The organism is Halomonas sabkhae, assembly GCF_030409265.1.
Lineage (GTDB): Bacteria > Pseudomonadota > Gammaproteobacteria > Pseudomonadales > Halomonadaceae > Halomonas > Halomonas halmophila.
This window is the reverse complement of record NZ_JAUFPM010000005.1, coordinates 47,100-63,578: the sequence shown is the minus strand read 5'-3', so window position 1 is coordinate 63,578 and position 16,479 is coordinate 47,100. Positions and strand designations below refer to the sequence as shown.

The following is a 16,479-nucleotide window of genomic DNA, read 5'->3' as shown; positions in this document are numbered from 1 at the left end:
ATTGAATCCGGTGAGAGTGGGAATCTGTGGCCTGGGCACTGTCGGAGGCGGGACCTTCAACGTGCTGACGCGTAACGCCAATGACATCGCCCGGCGGGCGGGGCGGCCCATCGTGATTGAGCAGGTGGCCTATCGTAGCCCCAACCCCGAGTGCGACATCACCGGCATCAAGACGACACAGGATGTCTTCGAGCTGGCCGCCAACCCGGATATCGATGTCGTCGTCGAGTTGATCGGTGGCTATGACGTGGCGCGCGAGCTGGTGCTGACAGCCATCGAGAATGGCAAGCACGTGGTCACCGCCAACAAGGCACTGATCGCGGTGCACGGCAACGAAATCTTCCAGGCGGCCCACGAGAAGGGCGTGATCGTGGCCTTCGAAGCCGCCGTGGCGGGTGGCATCCCGGTCATCAAGTCGCTGCGCGAAGGCCTCGGCGCCAATCGCATCGAGTGGCTGGCCGGCATCATCAACGGCACCGGCAACTACATTCTCACGCACATGCGTGATGAAGGCCGGGCCTTCGAGGACGTGCTGGCCGAGGCGCAGGCGCTGGGCTATGCCGAGTCCGACCCGACCTTCGATGTCGAGGGCATCGACGCCGCGCACAAGCTGACCATCCTGGCGTCCATCGCCTATGGCCTGCCGCTGCAGTTCGACAAGGCCTACACCGAGGGCATCTCGCGGGTCACCGCCGAGGATGTCGAACAGGCCGATAACCTGGGCTATGTGATCAAGCACCTGGGGATCTCCAAGCGCACCGAGACGGGCGTCGAGCTGCGCGTGCACCCGACGCTGATTCCCAAGGAGCGCCTGCTGGCCAACGTGCATGGCGTCAAGAATGCCATCGCCGTGATGGGCGACGCCGTGGGTCCGACGCTCTACTATGGGCCGGGCGCCGGCGCCGAGCCGACGGCTTCCGCCGTGGTCGCCGATATCCTCGACGTGGCGCGGGATATCTCCACCGACCATCGCTATCGCGTGCCCTATCTGGCGTTCAGCGGCATCGACGAGGTCGATGACCAGCCGCAGATCATGCCGATGGAAGAGATCGACACCGCCTACTACCTGCGCCTGCTGGCCGTGGACCGCCCCGGCGTGCTGGCCCGCGTGGCGACCATCCTTTCCGAGGAAGGCATCTCCATCGAGGCCCTGATCCAGAAGGAAGTCACCGACGGCGAACTGGTGCCGATCATCCTGCTGACGCACATGACCCGCGAGAAGCACATGAACGAAGCCATCCGTCGCATCGAGGCCATGGCCGACATCGCCGGCTCGGTCACGCGTATCCGCGTCGAAAGCCTCGACGAGCAGGAATAACCCAGGACGGAAGAGGGAAGAGGGAAGAGGGAAGAGGGAAGAGGGAAGAGGGAGCCAGGCTAGCCTAGCGACCTGGGTGCCCAGGGTATTCTTCCCTCCTCAAGGCGTGAAGCGCCGTTCTTTGCTCTTCACTCTTCCAGCCCGGACGCAGTCCGGGCGCTCTTCCTTCTAGCGAGGAAACCGAGCATGCGTTATATCAGTACCCGCGGGCAGGCGCCTGCGCTTTCCTTTGAGGAGGTCGTGCTGACCGGCATGGCCAGTGATGGTGGGCTCTATGTGCCGGAGCAGGTCCCTCAGCTGAGTTACGAGGAGCTGGCTGACATGGCGGGCTGCTCCTATGCCGAGATTGCCTTCCGGGTCATGAAGCCTTACGTGGGCGGGGAGATCGATGACGAGACCTTCCGGGAGATCGTCCGCGATGCCTACTCGACCTTCAACCACGACGCCGTGGTGCCGCTGAACCAGCTGGATGCCAATCATTACCTGCTCGAGCTGTTCCATGGCCCGACGCTGGCGTTCAAGGATGTGGCCCTGCAGTTGCTGGGGCGCCTGCTCGATCATTTCCTCGCCAAGCGTGGCGAACGGGCGGTGATCATGGGGGCGACGTCCGGGGATACCGGCTCGGCGGCCATCGAGGGCTGCCGGCACTGCGACAACCTGGACATCTTCATCCTGCATCCGCATCAGCGGGTCTCCGAGGTCCAGCGCCGTCAGATGACCTCGGTGCAGGCCGACAATGTCTTCAACATCGCCATCGAGGGCAACTTCGACGATGCCCAGGCGATGGTCAAGGCCAGCTTCGCCGACCAGTCCTTCCTCAACGGCACGCGCCTGGTGGCGGTCAATTCGATCAACTGGGCGCGCATCATGGCCCAGATCGTCTACTACGTGGCCTCCGCCGTGGCACTCGGCGCGCCGCATCGCAAGACCGCCTTCTGTGTGCCCTCGGCCAACTTCGGCAATGTCTTCGCCGGCTACATGGCGTTTCGCATGGGGCTGCCGGTGGAGCGTTTCGTGATTGCCACCAATGCCAACGACATCCTGCATCGGACCCTGGCCGACAACGACTTCTCGAAGAAGGAGCTGGTCGCGACCCTGGCGCCGTCCATGGACATCGTGGTGTCGTCCAACTTCGAGCGTTTGCTGTTCGAGGCCTATCAGCGTGACGGCGATGCCGTGGCCGAGCTGCTCGAGCGCTTCCAGCACGAGCCGTCGGCCCTGGCCGATGCCCCGCTGACGCGCCTGCGCGAGATGTTCGTCAGCCACAGCATCGATGACGCCACGATTCTGGAAGTCATCCGCGAGGCGCACCAGCGCACCCAGGAGACCCTGGATCCGCACACGGCCACCGGCTATCGTGCCGCCGAATGCCAGCGCGGCGACCCGAGCGTGCCGATGGTGACCCTGGCCACGGCGCACCCGGCGAAATTCGCCGAGGCGGTGGTCAAGGCCGGCTTCCCGGGCGTGCCCTTGCCGCCGCACATGGAGGACCTGCTGGAGTGCGATGAGCGCTACACGGTGCTACCGGCGGAGCTTGCCGAGGTGCAGAAGTTCGTCGCCGAGAAGCGTCGCTGAAGAGGCCTGATCTCCTGTGGTTCCATAGGCCGGCTTCAAAGCTCATGGCCGTTATGGGGCGGGAGGCGCGCGAGGCTGAACCGTCGACAGGTCTGCGAGGGGGCGCTGTGAACCCTTCCCTGGGCGCTACCGATGCCATCCATGGCATCGGACCCCCTCTTCGACCTGTCCCCGGTGCCTCTCGCTAGGTTTGTGCGAAAAGTCGGTGAGCGCAGACAATTTTCGTACAGAGCCTGGGCTTGTTCCTGCGAGCTTTCAGACTTCCTCTCCCCTTGTGGGGCGACGAGCGTAGCAATAGACCAGTGTTTTCCCTGATTGGAGGAGCCAGGTGTGAACGCCCCTGTCGATCTGCATGAATCCCTCAAGCCGCGTATCCAGCCTCGCCCGCGTGACGAGGCAGTGGAGCAGCGTGCGCTGGCCGAGGGGCTGACGCCGTTGCAGGCGCGTATCCTGGCCGGCCGGCTGGCCGGGCATGAGGGTGAGCTGGGGCCTCTGGTCGCTCCCAGTCTGCGTCATCTGGCGCATCCCGAACGGCTCCAGGATGCTCGCCGCGCCGCCGAGCGTATCGCCCAGGCGGTGACCGAGGGTGAGCATATCGGCATCCTCACCGACTACGACGTGGATGGCATCACCTCGCATGTGGTGATTCGGCGCACCCTCAACGAACTCTTCGGCATCCCCGAGAATCGGCTGCACAGCCTGATTGGCCACCGCATCCATGACGGCTATGGCATCAGTCTGCCGCTGGTCGAGCGCACCCTGGCGCTGTCGCCACGCCCCAGCCTGGTGATTACCGCCGACTGCGGCAGCAGCGACGAGCCGCGGATCGCCCGGCTGCGCGATGCCGGCATCGATGTGGTGGTCAGCGATCACCATGCCCTGCCCAGCGAGGGGCCGCCGGCGTCGGCCTATGCCACCGTCAACCCGACCCGCGATGACTGCCACTATCCCGACCCGACCATCGCCGGCTGCATGGTGGCCTGGCTGATCATGTCGCTGACGCGCAGCGTGCTGATCGACTGGGGCGTGCTCGAATCCTCCACGCCCAAGCTATCGCCCTGGCTCTCCTATGTGGCCCTGGGCACGGTGGCCGATTGCGTGTCGCTGGGCGCCAGTGCCTCGAATCGTGCTGTGGTCGCCCATGGCCTGACCCTGATCAATCGCATGGAAGCCGCCTGCTGGCGCACCATGGCCCAGCGCCTGGGTGATGACAGCGTGCCCTTCGATGCCGAGACCCTGGCCTTCCAGATGGGGCCGCGCATCAACGCCCGCTCGCGTCTGGATGACCCCTATGCGGCGCTGCACTTCATGCTGGCGGCGGATGACAGCACGGCGGCGCGGCATCTCGAGACGCTGGATCAGGACAACCAGTCGCGCAAGGCCATCGAGGCCGACATGACCGAAGCGGCACGCGGCCTGGCCATGGCCGAGCTGGAAGCGGGCTCGCCGCTGCTGCTGGTACTGCTCGAAGACGGTCATCCCGGCGTGCAGGGCATCGTCGCCTCGCGGCTGGTGCAGGCCTATGGCCGGCCGGCCCTGGTGCTGACCCAGGCCGCCCAGCCCGGCATGCTGACCGGTTCAGGGCGCTCCATTGAGGCGCTGCATCTGCGCGATGCCCTGCAGCGTGCCCATGATCTGGCGCCCCACAGCCTGCCGCGTTTCGGCGGCCATCGTGGGGCGGCAGGCGTCGGGGTGCCGCGCGAGGCCGTCGAGGACTTCCGCCAGGCCCTGCGACAGGCCGTGAGCGAACAGCTCGGCGACCTGGAACTCGCCCCGCGGGTCTTCACCGACGGCGAGCTCGAAGCAAATCAGCTGGGCCTGCACACCCTGGATGAACTCGAGACCCTCGGCCCCTTCGGCCGCGAATTCGATGCGCCACTGTTTGAAGGCGTGCTGCGGGTGGAAAACCTGCGCCCCGTGGGCGCCGACGGCAGCCACCTGATGCTCGAACTGTCGCTGGGCGCGGTCAGTGTGCGCGCCATCTGGTTCCGCGCCCTGACCCCGGGCGAGGTGCCGGCCTTCGAGGTCGGTGACCGGATTCGCTGCGCCTACAAGCTGAACCGCAACCGCTGGCGGGGCCGGGAGTCGTTGCAACTCATGATCGAGCATGCGGAGCCGGTTTGAGTAGAGAGAGGGAAGAGGGAAGAGGGAAGAAGGAAGAAGGAAGAAGGAAGAAGGAAGAAGGAAGAAGGAAGAAGGAAGAAGGAAGAAGGAAGAAGGAAGAAGGAAGAAATAAGGGCCTTGCGGACCGCCACTTACTGGGCTTCACTTGCTGACCTCTGACCTCTGACCTCTGACCTCTGACCTCTGACCTCTGACCTCTGACCTCTGACCTCTGACCTCTGACCTCTGACCTCTGACCTCTGACCTCTGACCTCTGACCTCTGACCTCTGACCTCTTCTTTCAGTAATTCGGCCAGACGCCGGGTGAGGCGAGTTCCAGCAGGTGGCCGTCCGGGTCGCGGAAGTAGAGGCTGTGACCGCCGCGTGTCCAGTGCGTCTGCCCTTCGATCTCGACGCCATGCCCCGTCAGGTGCTGCTCCCATTCCGCCAGTTCGTCGGCGCTGACGGCGAAGGCCATGTGCACGGGCCCGTTGCCGTCGTGGGGCGGGATGGTGCCAATGCTGTCGGGCAGCACCACGGTCTCCGTGGTCGCGCCCTGGAGAAACAACAGAAGTATGGTGCCACCCCCGGCGTCGTAGGCGGTCATGCGTTGATCGGCGGTAAAGGCGGAGAGCCCCATGACTTCCTCGAAGAATTGACGGGCCCGCACCATATCGCCGACGTAGAGGGCCGTTTCCAGTACACCATCGAGTCGTGGCATGTCATGTCTCCCTGAATGACGGTTTGTGTCTACTCTCAGCCTAGCAGGCGTCCGCCTCAGTCCAGCCAGAACCACCAGACGATCAGCGCGATCAGGGCAAGGCCGAGGAGGTTGATGATCCAGCTCATGTGGCGCTCTCCTATGTCGCGCTGGCGTCGCGCGGGGTGAACAGGCGCAGCCGGCTGGCGTTGCTGACCACGGTGATCGACGACAGCGACATGGCGACGCCGGCGATCATGGGGGACAGCAGGCTGCCGGTCAGCGGGTAGAGCACGCCGGCGGCGATCGGGATGCCGATCAGGTTGTAGCCGAAGGCACCGGCGAGGTTCTGACGGATGTTGCGCAGGGTGGCGCGGCTGATCTCGATGGCGGCGACCACGCCATGCAGCGAGTCGCGCATCAGGGTGACGCCGGCACTCTCGATGGCCACGTCGGTGCCCCGGCCGATGGCGAAACCGACGTCCGCCAGGGCGAGTGCCGGGGCATCATTGATGCCGTCGCCGACCATGCCGACCACCTCGCCCTGCTCCTGCAGGCGCTGGATCTCGGCGTGCTTGTCCTCGGGCAGCAGGTCGGCGCGGAAGTCGTCGATGCCCACGTCGCGGGCAATGGCCGCGGCGGTGTGGTGATTGTCACCGGTCAGCATGACCACCCTGAGGCCATCCTCACGCAGCCGCTCGATCGCCGCCCGGCTGTCCTCGCGCAGCGGGTCGCTGATGCCGAAGAGGGCGGTCAGGCGGCCATTCACGGCCAGCATGACCACGCTGCGCGCCTGTTGCTGAAGTCGCTCGATGACGGCCGCGCCGGCGTCGAGCTCGACCCCCTGCTCCCGGAGCAGGCGTGCATTGCCCAGCAGCAGCTCGTCGCCTTCCCCGGTGCGCGCCGTGACGCCGCCGCCTGTCACCGACTGGAAGTCGTGAATATCGGCGGCCTCAACATTCTGCTGTTCGGTGTAGGTCAGCAGGGCGCTGGCCAGCGGATGCTCGGAGCCGCGCTCCAGCCCCGCCACCAGGGCGAGCGCGGTGGCCTCATCGCCGGCGAGGATCTCGGCTTCGGTGACCCGGGGCCTGCCCTCGGTGAGGGTGCCGGTCTTGTCGACCACCAGGGTGGTCAGCCGGCTGGCGGTCTGCAGGGCCTCGCCGCTGCGCACCAGGACGCCGTGCTCGGCGGCCTTGCCGATACCGACCATGGTCGAGATCGGTGTGGCCAGGCCCAGGGCGCAGGGGCAGGCGATGATCAGAATCGTCGTGGCGGTGACCAGCATGTGAATCACCCGTGGCTCGGGCCCCAGGTTGAACCAGATCAGAGCGCTGAGCACGGCGAGGATCATCACCGCAGGAACGAAGACGCTGGCAATGCGGTCCGCCAGCCGGCCGATGGGGGGCCGGGAGTTCTGGGCATGGGCGACCTGCTCGGTGATGCGGCCGAGGCGGGTGTCGGCGCCCACCCGCGTGGCTCGGTAGATCAGCGCGCCCTTGCCATTGAGCGTACCGGCGCTGACCTCGTCGCCAGAGGATTTGGCCACCGGGATGGGCTCGCCGGTGAGCATGGATTCGTCGACATGGCTGGAACCCTCCAGCACCTCGCCGTCCACCGCGACGCGCTCGCCGGGGCGTACCCGCAGGTGCTCGCCGGCGCCTACCGCCTCGATGTCGATCTCCTGTTCTTCGCCGTCACGAATCACCCGCGCGGTTCGGCTCTGCAGATCGAGGAGGCGTCGCAGGGACTCACTGGTCCTGCCGCGGGCGCGCAGCTCCAGGGCATTGCCCAGCAGCACCAGGCCGATGACCATCGACGAGGCCTCGAAGTAGATGCCCCGTGCCGCTTCGGGCAGGGCGCCGGCGAAGGCCACCACCGCCATCGAGTAGAGCCAGGCGGTGCCGGTGCCCATGGCGATCAGGGTATCCATGTTGGCCTGCCGGTGGCGCAGGTTCTTCCAGGCATTGGCGAAGAAATGGCGGCCGGGCAGGATCAGGACCCCCAGGGTCAGCAGGCCGACCACCAACCAGTAGAGCCTGCCGCCGCCCACCGGCTGCGGGTGGAAGAACAGCATGCTGAGCATCAGTGGCACGGCCAGGGCCAGCGCGCCGCTGGCACCGCGCATCAGGCGTCGATACTCGGCCTGGTCACGCTCGGCGCGGGTCTTCTCCGCCTGGCGCATGTCGACCACCGGCTCGGCGCCATAGCCGACGCCTGCCACGGCCGTGATCAGGTCCTCGGTGCTCGCCGTACCCGTGACCCGGGCGGTATGGGTGCCGAAGTTGACGCTGGCCGCGCTCACGCCCGGGGTCTTCTCCAGGGCGCCCTGCACGCTGCGCACACAGCCGGCGCAGGTCATGCCGGTGATCGACAGTTGCTGCGTGGTGCCGGCATCCGCGCGGTTCGTTGTCGGCGGGTGCTCGTCATCGGGGACTGTCGCCGCGTCGTCCTCACGCGGCCCGGGCGGGTAGCCCGCGTCTTCGAGGGCGGCATCCAGGGCCTCGCCGCTCAGCGCGGTGGTGACCGTCAGCCGCTTGTCGGCGGGCTCGCCGTTGACTTCGGCGTCGGCGTCCTGCGCGTGGATGGCATGACGCATGCGCTCGACGCAAGCCTGGCAGCTCATGTCGGGAATCCAGCGCTCGAACAGAGTGCTCATGAGGATGCCTCCGGCCGTGTTTCAGCGTCGCCCGAAAGCGGCTCGGGGAAGCTCTCGATCAGCCGGCACAGACTATGGCCATCCGGTGTGCCATCCGGCATCTCGGACCAGGCCGCCAGCGCCTGCTCCATGCGCGCGGCCAGCTCCTCGAGTTCACGGATGCGGGCGCGGATCTGCGGCAGGCGCTCGGCCATCAGGTCTCGCACCAGCGGGCAGGGCGAATCGCCCTGATCGGCATGCTCGAGGATCTGATGGATCTCGGCGATGCTGAAGCCCAGGGTGCGGGCCCGCTGGATGAACTGCAGACGCTCCAGATCGGTGTGATCGAAGAGGTGATAGCCGTTGTGGGGATCCCGCTGCGGGGCCAGGAGCCCCTCCCGGGTATAGTGGCGCACCGTCTCGGCGGTGACGCCGGCCTTGCGAGCCAGTTCGCTGACTTTCATCTTGCCCTCGTCAAAGGATGGCGATGTCAGCAGTGTAAAACCTTTGGGTTACACAAAGGTCAAGCAAGACCGGCGCGGAGTATCGCGGCGGGCTAGCCGTCGGCGCGCGCCTGCACTCTGACCATGTGATAGCTGAGCGGCGGCAGTCGGCCTTGCAGCTTGTCCGCTGAGGTCGTGCCTGCGATGGCCAGGCCAGCGCCCGCGCTCGGACGGACATGCGTCGGCTGGGCCTCGGTGTTGGTGGCCTTCATGTCGCTGTGGTCGAGGGTCTGATGGTCCAGGATGCGGCAGTCGCTGAAGCCCTCCAGGGCGACATCGAGGTCGAGACTGTCATGCTGGTGGCGGTTGACCATGAACAGGCTGATCACGCCTTGTGGCTCGTCATGCACGGCGGCGACATCCAGACAGGCCACGTCGCCCAGTTCGCCGGCCGGGTAGGTCGGGCTGTCCACCGCGAGTTGCAACGCCTTGCCGCGCCCGAAACGGGACGCGAAGTACAGCGGATAGAAGATGGTCTGGCGCCAGGCCTCGCCGTCGTCGCTGGTCATGATGGGCGCGATGACGTTGACCAGTTGCGCGATGCAGGCAATGCGCACGCGGTCCGAGCGGCGAATGAAGGTATTGATCACGCAGCCGATCAGCAGGGCATCCTCGACGTTATAGACGTCTTCCAGGATGGGTGGGGCAAAGGGCCAGTCGCGGCCCTGCAGCACCTGCTTGTCCTGCTCGACACTGTGATACCAGACGTTCCATTCATCGAAGCAGATGTGGACGTCCTTGCGCGAGCGCTTCTTGGCCTTGATGTAGTCGATGACGCCGGCGATGGAGCCGATGTAGCGGTCCAGCCTCTCGCTGAGGGCCAGATACTCTCCCAGGTTGTCGGCATGGTTGGTGAAGTACATGTGCAGCGAGATGTAGTCCACCGTCTCGTAGCAGTGATCGAGCACCGTCGCTTCCCACTCCGGATAGCTGGCCATGTCGGGATTGGAGGAGCCGCAGGCGACCAGTTCCAGGTCGCTGTCATAGGCTTTCAGGGCCTTGCCGGTTTCATTGGCCAGGTGGCCATATTCAGCGGCGCTCTTGTGGCCGACCTGCCAGGGGCCATCCATCTCGTTGCCCAGGCACCACATCCGCACATTCCAGGGTTGCTGGCGGCCATTCTTGATGCGCAGATCACTCCAGGCGCTGCCCCCGGGGTGGTTGACGTATTCCAGGTAGTTGCGCGCCGCATCGATGCCGCGCGAGCCCAGGTTGATGGCCAGCATCATGTCGATGCCCGCCAGTTCACACCAGTCGGCGAACTCGTGAATGCCCACCTGGTTGGATTCGCGGCTGTGCCAGGCCAGGTCGAGGCGCACCGGTCGCTCCTCCTGTGGGCCGATGCCGTCTTCCCAGTTGTAGGCCGAGACGAAGTTGCCGCCCGGGTAGCGCACGATGGGCGGCGCCAGCTCCTTGACGAGCTCGAGGACATCCCGGCGAAAGCCGTTCTCGTCCGCGTCGGCATGATCCGGTTGGTAGATGCCCTGGTAAATGGCGCGTCCCATGTGTTCCAGGAAGGCACCGTACAAGCGATCATCGATCTCGCTGATGACAAAATCGCGGTGCAGGGTGACGTTGCTGTTCATGACGGATTCCTTGTGGTCTGGGGAAGGGGAGTAAACGTCAGGTGTAGGCCGGGGACGGATCATCCGCAGAGTCGGAAGGCGTCTCGTCAGCGGGGCGGCGTGCCTGGAGGTCGCTTCTTACCTCATCCATGTCGTCGTCATTCAGGCCGAACAGGTAGGTAGCCCAGAACATCAGCAGGCAGACGGCCGCCGGAATCAGGGTCAGCAGCAGGCTGATGACGAGTAGTGCCGAGTCGCTCTGTTGATCGACATTGGCCTGATAGCCACCCCAGGAGAGGAGGAAACCGATCATGCCCCCGGAGATTGCCAGCCCCATCTTGAGAAAGAAGAGGTTGCCGGCGAAGGAGACCCCGGTATTGCGGCGGCCCGTCTTCCATTCGCCGTAGTCCTCGGCGTCGGCCATCAGTGCCCAGGAAATGGGGGCACCGATGCCGTGCATGAAGCTGACCAGCACGAACAGCAGGCTCGCCACGATGGCCCATTGCCCGGGCACCAGGAACAGCAGACAGGATGCCGCGATCAAGGCCAGGGTGCTGGCCTGAAACACCTTGCGCTTGCTGAGGTGCTGGCTTAACCGTGGCGAGAGCGCGGTGCCGGCGATGCTGGCGAGTGCACCGGCGGTGATGAATGCCGAGATCCCCATGGCGCTGAAGCCCAGCACATAGGTGGCGAAGTAGATCGCCGCCCCCTGGCGAAGGAAGAACTGCAGCGCCTGCAGGAAGGTAACGCCGAGCACGATCCGCCACTTGATGTTGACCGCGAGAGCCTTGAGCTTGACGGACAGTTTTTCCTGGGTCTGCGGCGATGGGTGTACGCGCTCGCGCACGGTCACAAAGCAGAACAGGAACATCGCGACCCCGATGACCGACATGATGGTCATGCTGTACTGGAAGCCCAGGGCTTCGTCGCCGCCGCCGATCCACTCGACCATGGGCATCAGGCCGCTGTTCAGGATCAGGTAAGCCACGCCGACCAGAATGAAGCGCCAGGATTGAAACGACACGCGTTCGCGGTGATCGTCGGTGACCACGCCACCCAGAGCGCAATACGGGATATTCACGGCGGTGTAGAGCAGCGACATGATGAAGTAGGTCGCGAAGGCGTAGGCGATCTTGGCCGTTCCCGACAGGTCGGGGGTGGTGAACATCAGCACGCAGGCCACGGCCAGCGGTACCGGCATGAATAGCAGATAGGGCCGAAAGCGGCCCCATCGGCTGCGCGTCTTGTCGGCCAGGGCTCCCATCAGAGGGTCGGTCACGGCATCCACGAAACGCATGGACAAAAAGATGGTGCCGACGACGGCGGGGGAGATGCCGTAAACGTCGGTATAGAAGTAGGAGAGGTACATGACCACGGCGGCGAATGTCATGTTGTTGCCGGCATCGCCCATGCCGAAGCCTATCTTTTCGATGATGCTGAGTCTTGCACTGCTCATGATGGGGGCTCCGAGGGTTGTTTCTTATTAAGGGAAACACTGCTTAAATGCCTGCGCATGCAAATCGCCTCGTTACGCGGTGCTGGTGCGCCAGCCCGGTCGAAAGTCGCCTAACGATCTGTTATGTCTCGCTTTCTGTGCTCCGGGCGCCTTGCGCTTCACTATGCTCGCCGATTTATTCAGTGCTTCCTTAGTGCCTCGAAGATTAAGCAGGGTTTTGTATAGCGTCTAATGCATGAGTTTTAACCTGGCGATATATATATCGTTATGTTTTTTTCCAAAATCCCCGTCGATGGCGAGCCAGGATGTTAGCTTGAGAATTAATGCCATGACGAAAGTTGCATATCCCGGCTCGTTGTGGCGTTGGCGGCAATCGGGCTGCCCTGACATGCAAGTAGGCCGCCGATATATCCGCCCCGGGAGAAGGGTTTTAACTTTCTGTTATTGAAGATATTTTAATAAGGTGTGACTAAAGTATGAGAGTGTTTTGCTTTAAAACGAACGTTTGGACTTGATCCCTGGTACGAGTTTCGCAAACACTGAGGTCACAAGACCGCCTCGCGGCTAGCGTCATAACAATCACCTACCACGTCTAGGGATGTCTGCTCATGCATAACAAGCTCAACAAACTCACCGTTGCCGTGACCCTGGGTTCCGCCCTGCTGGCAGCCAGTCAGGCTTCGGCGTCCGGTTTCCAGGTTCGTGAACAGAGTGCCAAGGCGCTGGGTAACGCCATGGCCGGTGCGGCGGCCGGTGCCGAGGATGTCAGTTACATGACCTACAACCCGGCGGCCATCGGCAATGCCGAGGGCACTCAGTTGGCTGGCGGCATCTCCTTTATCGATGCCCAGTTCGAGTTGACCGATGCCGCGGCAAGCCCCGCCGTCTCGCCCGTCAGTTATGATCGGGGTGGCTCCCGCCAGGGTGGCGAGGAGGCCTGGGTGCCGAGCTTCGCCTTCAAGACCGACCTCAATGAGCGCATGGACTTCGGGCTTTCGGTCTCGGCGCCCTATGGTCTGTCGACCAAGTACGACAAGGACTGGATCGGTCGCTATCACGCCATCGAGACGGAACTGAAGACCATCGACATCCAGCCCACCTTCAATTATCAGGCTACCGACCGGCTCGACCTGGCGTTCGGCCTGCGGGCACAGTACGCCGATGCCACCCTGTCGAATGCCATCGATCTCGGCGCGGTGGGCGTGCAAGCCAATCAGCTGCCGCAGACGGCGATCGGCAATGCCGATGGCATGGCCGAGGTGACCGGCGATGACTGGGGCTACGGCTACACCCTGGGGGCGCTGTTCCAGGCCACCGAGCGGACCCGACTGGGCATCAGCTATCGCTCGGAAGTCGATCTGGAACTGGAAGGCGACGTCCGCTACCGTTCCGACAACCCGACCGGCCAGCAGGTTCTGGCCGGGGCCCAGGCCATGGGGCAGCTGCGTGATGCCGGCGGCACGGCGGACCTGACCACGCCGGCCAACATGAACCTGGGTATCTACCATGAGGTGAGTGACCGGTTTGCGCTGATGGCCAATGCCGAGTGGACCGAATGGAGCAGCTTCGATGAGCTGGTCGTCGAGTCCGGCGGTCAGGAGCTCAGCACCACCGACGAGAACTGGAACGATACCTGGGCCTTCTCGGTCGGTGCCAACTATCAGCTCAACCGGCAGTGGCTGCTGCGTGCCGGCCTCGGGGTCGACGAGTCGCCGGTGCCGGACGCCGAGCACCGTACGCCGCGCGTGCCGGATGCGGACCGCCGGTGGGCGACCCTGGGCGCGACCTGGATGCCGACCACCGACCTCAGCGTGACCGCGGGCTATATGCGGGTCTTCGGTGATGATGGCGACATAGACCAGAACGCCACGCCCACCAACGAAAACGCCAGCCGTGGCGATCTTTCCGGCACCTATGAGGTCGATGCCAATGTCTTCGCCCTCTCGGTAGGCTATCGCTTCTGATCCCGATCGACTCTCGAATGGAGATGAGGAACCCCGGTTTGCCGGGGTTCGTTATTTTCGGGGCGCGGTAGGGTGACAGCCGCGGGCTTCGGCTCAGGCGGCATGGTCGACGAAGGCGGCGCGCATCAGCTCCCGGGTATAGGCCTCGCGCGGGTTGGCGAAGACGCTTTCGGTGGCGCCCTGTTCGACTACCGCCCCGTCCTTCATGACCAGCACGGTATCGGACAGGGCACGCACCACGGCCAGGTCGTGGCTGATGAAAACGTACGTCAGCCCGTACTTGTCCTGTAGGTGACGCAACAGCTCGATCACCGTGACCTGAACCGAGCGGTCCAGCGCCGAGGTGGGTTCATCGAGCAGCAGGAAGTCGGGCTTGAGGACCAGGGCGCGGGCGATGGCGATGCGCTGGCGCTGGCCGCCGGAAAACTCGTGCGGATAGCGCTTGCGCATCAGCGGGTCCAGGGCGACGTCCTCCAGCGCCTCGATGACGCGGCGCTCGCGTTCCCGGCGGTCCAGCTCGGGGAAGTGCACTCTCAGTCCCTCGCTGATGATCTCGCCCACGGTCAGGCGTGGCGAGAGCGAGCCGAAGGGGTCCTGAAAGACCACCTGCATGCGTGAGCGCAGCGGACGCATCAGTGCCTTGTCGAAGCCCGAGATGTCCGTGTCCTCGAAGCGCAACTGGCCCTGGCTGTCGAGCAGCCGCAGCAGGGCGCGGCCCAGGGTCGACTTGCCGGAGCCGGACTCGCCGACGATGCCGACCGTCTGGCCGCGCTGCACGTCGAGCGTGATGCCACGCACGGCCTCGAAGACGTCGTCGGCCGCGAAGAGCCGTTTGCGAGTCGTGAAGTGCACCCGCATGTCCCTGGCCTGCAGCAACAGGGGCGCGTCCGCGGCCACCGGTGGCTTGTGGCCGCGTGGCTCGGCCTCCAGCAGCATGCGCGTGTAGTCATGCCGGGGGGCGGCGAAGACCTCGGCGGTGCTGCCCGACTCGACCAGCTCGCCATGACGCATGACGCAGACGCGCCCGGCGAACTGACGCACCAGCCCCAGGTCGTGGGTGATGAAGAGGATGGCCATGCCATAGCGCCGCTGGAGGTCGCGCAGCAGCTCCAGGATCTGCGCCTGCACGGTGACGTCCAGGGCGGTGGTCGGCTCATCGGCAATCAGCAGGCGGGGCTCGCAGGCCAGCGCCATGGCGATCATCACCCGCTGGCGCTGGCCGCCGGAGAGTTCATAGGGGTAGCTGTCGATGCGGCGTTGCGCTTCGGGAATGCCCACCTGCTCGAGGAGTTCCAGCACGCGGGTGCGTGCGGCCTTGCCACTCATGCCGCGATGCTTCTTCAGCACTTCGGCGACCTGGCGGCCGATGCGCTGCAAGGGATTGAGCGAGGTCATCGGCTCCTGAAAGATCATCGAGATGTCGTTGCCGCGCAGCTGGCGAATGCGTGATGCCGATGCCTGTGCCAGGTCCTCACCGGCGAAGCGTATCTTCCCGGAGATGCGGGCCATCTCGGGCAGCAAACGCATCACGGCGGTGGAGGTGACCGACTTGCCGGAGCCGGACTCGCCGACGAGTGCCAGGGTCTGGTTTTCGCCGATTGAGAAGCTGACGTCCTTGACCGCGGTGACGGGCCCCGTGGGCAGATCGAAGTCGACCCTGAGGTTATCGATCTCGAGCAGCGGTGTGGTCATCTCGGCCTCCCCTGGCGAGTGGTGTCGAACGGTACGGCTGGCATGGGCGTGAGGCGAACGCGCGGCTCAACGGGTGCGTGGGTCGAGGGCATCGCGCAGTCCATCACCGAGAAAGTTGAGACAGAACAGGGTCACTGCCAGGAAGACCGCCGGCACGATCAGCATCCAGGGCGCGCCCTGCATGTTGGCGGTGCCCTCGCTGATCAGTACACCCCAGCTGGTCAGCGGCTCCTGTACCCCGAGCCCCAGGAAGGACAGGAAGCTTTCCAGCAGGATCACCTTGGGCACGGTCAGGGTGACATAGATGATCACCGGCCCCACGGAGTTGGGGATCAGGTGGCGCAACACGATGGTCGAATCCCTGACCCCCAGGGCATGGGCGGCCTCGATGAACTCGCGGCGCTTCAGCGAGAGCGTCTGGCCGCGCACGATGCGCGCCATGTCGAGCCATTCCACGGCGCCGATGGCGGCGTAGATCAGCAGGATGTTGCGGCCCAGCACCACCATCAGCAGGATCACCAGGAACATGAAGGGCAGCGAATACATGATGTCGACGAAGCGCATCATCAGGCTGTCCACGCGGCCGCCCATGTAGCCGGCGATGGCACCGTAGAGCACGCCGATCACCAGGCTGACCAGGGTCGCCACCAGCGCCACCGACAGCGAGATGCGGCCGCCGTACAGGGTGCGGGTCAGCAGGTCGCGGCCATTGGCGTCAGTGCCCAGGAAGTGGTTGCCCTCGAGCGTCGGCGGGACACCGAAGGCGTTCCAGTCGACCTCGGCCAGTCCCCAGGGCAGCAGCCAGGGGCCGACGACGCAGGCCAGTGTCATCACGCCCAGCATGATCAGGCTGGCCATGGCGGCGCGGTTTTGACGCAGGCGGCGCCAGGCCTCGCGGCCCAGGCTCTCGCCGGCGACGGTGGCGGTCCGGTCATCGGCAATGGCGTTGGAAGAGGACGTCATGGCGC

The 16,479-nt window shown here is 64.9% G+C and carries 12 protein-coding genes; 5 read left to right on the top strand and 7 right to left on the bottom strand.

Translation table 11 applies throughout. The features are described from left to right. The first annotated feature begins 1 nt into the window (after position 1). From QWY79_RS04150 to QWY79_RS04135, 4 genes are all read left to right on the top strand, one after another. Entirely contained in the window at positions 2-1,318 is a 1,317-nt protein-coding gene (locus tag QWY79_RS04150) for a homoserine dehydrogenase (RefSeq protein ID WP_141321643.1), read from the top strand. Positions 1,319-1,504: 186 nt separating this feature from the next. Continuing rightward, on the top strand, positions 1,505-2,893 hold the full coding sequence (thrC, locus tag QWY79_RS04145) for a threonine synthase (protein ID WP_290270174.1): 1,389 nt from the start codon (positions 1,505-1,507) through the stop codon (positions 2,891-2,893). A gap of 330 nt (positions 2,894-3,223) precedes the next feature. Beyond that, positions 3,224-5,017 carry a single-stranded-DNA-specific exonuclease RecJ gene (gene recJ / locus QWY79_RS04140; protein ID WP_290270172.1) on the top strand — a complete coding sequence of 598 codons (1,794 nt, stop codon included), beginning with the start codon at positions 3,224-3,226 and terminating at the stop codon, positions 5,015-5,017. Further along, on the top strand, positions 5,014-5,169 hold the full coding sequence (locus QWY79_RS04135) for a hypothetical protein (protein ID WP_290270170.1): 156 nt from the start codon (positions 5,014-5,016) through the stop codon (positions 5,167-5,169). Before recJ ends, QWY79_RS04135 begins: the two co-directional genes overlap by 4 nt. 128 nt (positions 5,170-5,297) lie before the next feature. Here QWY79_RS04135 and QWY79_RS04130 read toward each other — a convergent pair whose 3' ends face one another. The 5 genes from QWY79_RS04130 to QWY79_RS04110 all read right to left on the bottom strand — a co-directional run bounded on the left by QWY79_RS04130 (position 5,298) and on the right by QWY79_RS04110 (position 11,855). Beyond that, on the bottom strand, positions 5,298-5,717 hold the full coding sequence (locus QWY79_RS04130; protein WP_290270168.1) for a VOC family protein: 420 nt from the start codon (positions 5,715-5,717) through the stop codon (positions 5,298-5,300). Positions 5,718-5,856: 139 nt separating this feature from the next. Beyond that, entirely contained in the window at positions 5,857-8,352 is a 2,496-nt protein-coding gene (locus tag QWY79_RS04125; protein WP_290270166.1) for a heavy metal translocating P-type ATPase, read from the bottom strand. Continuing rightward, positions 8,349-8,795 carry a MerR family transcriptional regulator gene (locus QWY79_RS04120; protein WP_290270164.1) on the bottom strand — a complete coding sequence of 149 codons (447 nt, stop codon included), beginning with the start codon at positions 8,793-8,795 and terminating at the stop codon, positions 8,349-8,351. The genes QWY79_RS04125 and QWY79_RS04120 overlap by 4 nt, the downstream gene beginning before the upstream one ends. 92 nt (positions 8,796-8,887) lie before the next feature. After that, positions 8,888-10,420, bottom strand: a complete 1,533-nt coding sequence (gene arfA, locus QWY79_RS04115) for an arabinosylfuranosidase ArfA (RefSeq protein ID WP_290270162.1) — start codon at positions 10,418-10,420, stop codon at positions 8,888-8,890. Positions 10,421-10,457: 37 nt separating this feature from the next. Then, entirely contained in the window at positions 10,458-11,855 is a 1,398-nt protein-coding gene (locus tag QWY79_RS04110; protein ID WP_290270160.1) for an MFS transporter, read from the bottom strand. A 608-nt stretch (positions 11,856-12,463) separates the two neighbouring features. On the opposite strand from QWY79_RS04110, the gene QWY79_RS04105 reads away from it, so the two are divergent. Then, on the top strand, positions 12,464-13,819 hold the full coding sequence (locus tag QWY79_RS04105) for an OmpP1/FadL family transporter (RefSeq protein ID WP_290270158.1): 1,356 nt from the start codon (positions 12,464-12,466) through the stop codon (positions 13,817-13,819). A gap of 93 nt (positions 13,820-13,912) precedes the next feature. On the opposite strand, the gene QWY79_RS04100 is transcribed toward QWY79_RS04105, so the two are convergent. Both QWY79_RS04100 and QWY79_RS04095 read right to left on the bottom strand, forming a co-directional pair. After that, complete coding sequence (locus tag QWY79_RS04100) at positions 13,913-15,511, bottom strand: ABC transporter ATP-binding protein (RefSeq protein WP_290270156.1); 1,599 nt, start codon at positions 15,509-15,511, stop codon at positions 13,913-13,915. Positions 15,512-15,577: 66 nt separating this feature from the next. Next, a complete protein-coding gene (locus QWY79_RS04095; protein WP_290270154.1) occupies positions 15,578-16,474 on the bottom strand; it encodes an ABC transporter permease subunit in 897 nt (298 codons plus the stop codon). Between the last annotated feature and the right edge of the window lie 5 nt (positions 16,475-16,479).

Bases quoted from the DNA above. Each gene is read 5' to 3' on its own strand.
- QWY79_RS04110 (WP_290270160.1), bottom strand. From the start codon at position 11,855: ATGAGCAGTGCAAGACTCAGCATCATCGAAAAGATAGGCTTCGGCATG.
- thrC (WP_290270174.1), top strand. From the start codon at position 1,505: ATGCGTTATATCAGTACCCGCGGGCAGGCGCCTGCGCTTTCCTTTGAG.
- QWY79_RS04120 (WP_290270164.1), bottom strand. From the start codon at position 8,795: ATGAAAGTCAGCGAACTGGCTCGCAAGGCCGGCGTCACCGCCGAGACG.
- QWY79_RS04105 (WP_290270158.1), top strand. From the start codon at position 12,464: ATGCATAACAAGCTCAACAAACTCACCGTTGCCGTGACCCTGGGTTCC.
- QWY79_RS04125 (WP_290270166.1), bottom strand. From the start codon at position 8,352: ATGAGCACTCTGTTCGAGCGCTGGATTCCCGACATGAGCTGCCAGGCT.
- QWY79_RS04100 (WP_290270156.1), bottom strand. From the start codon at position 15,511: ATGACCACACCGCTGCTCGAGATCGATAACCTCAGGGTCGACTTCGAT.
- arfA (WP_290270162.1), bottom strand. From the start codon at position 10,420: ATGAACAGCAACGTCACCCTGCACCGCGATTTTGTCATCAGCGAGATC.
- QWY79_RS04130 (WP_290270168.1), bottom strand. From the start codon at position 5,717: ATGCCACGACTCGATGGTGTACTGGAAACGGCCCTCTACGTCGGCGAT.
- QWY79_RS04095 (WP_290270154.1), bottom strand. From the start codon at position 16,474: ATGACGTCCTCTTCCAACGCCATTGCCGATGACCGGACCGCCACCGTC.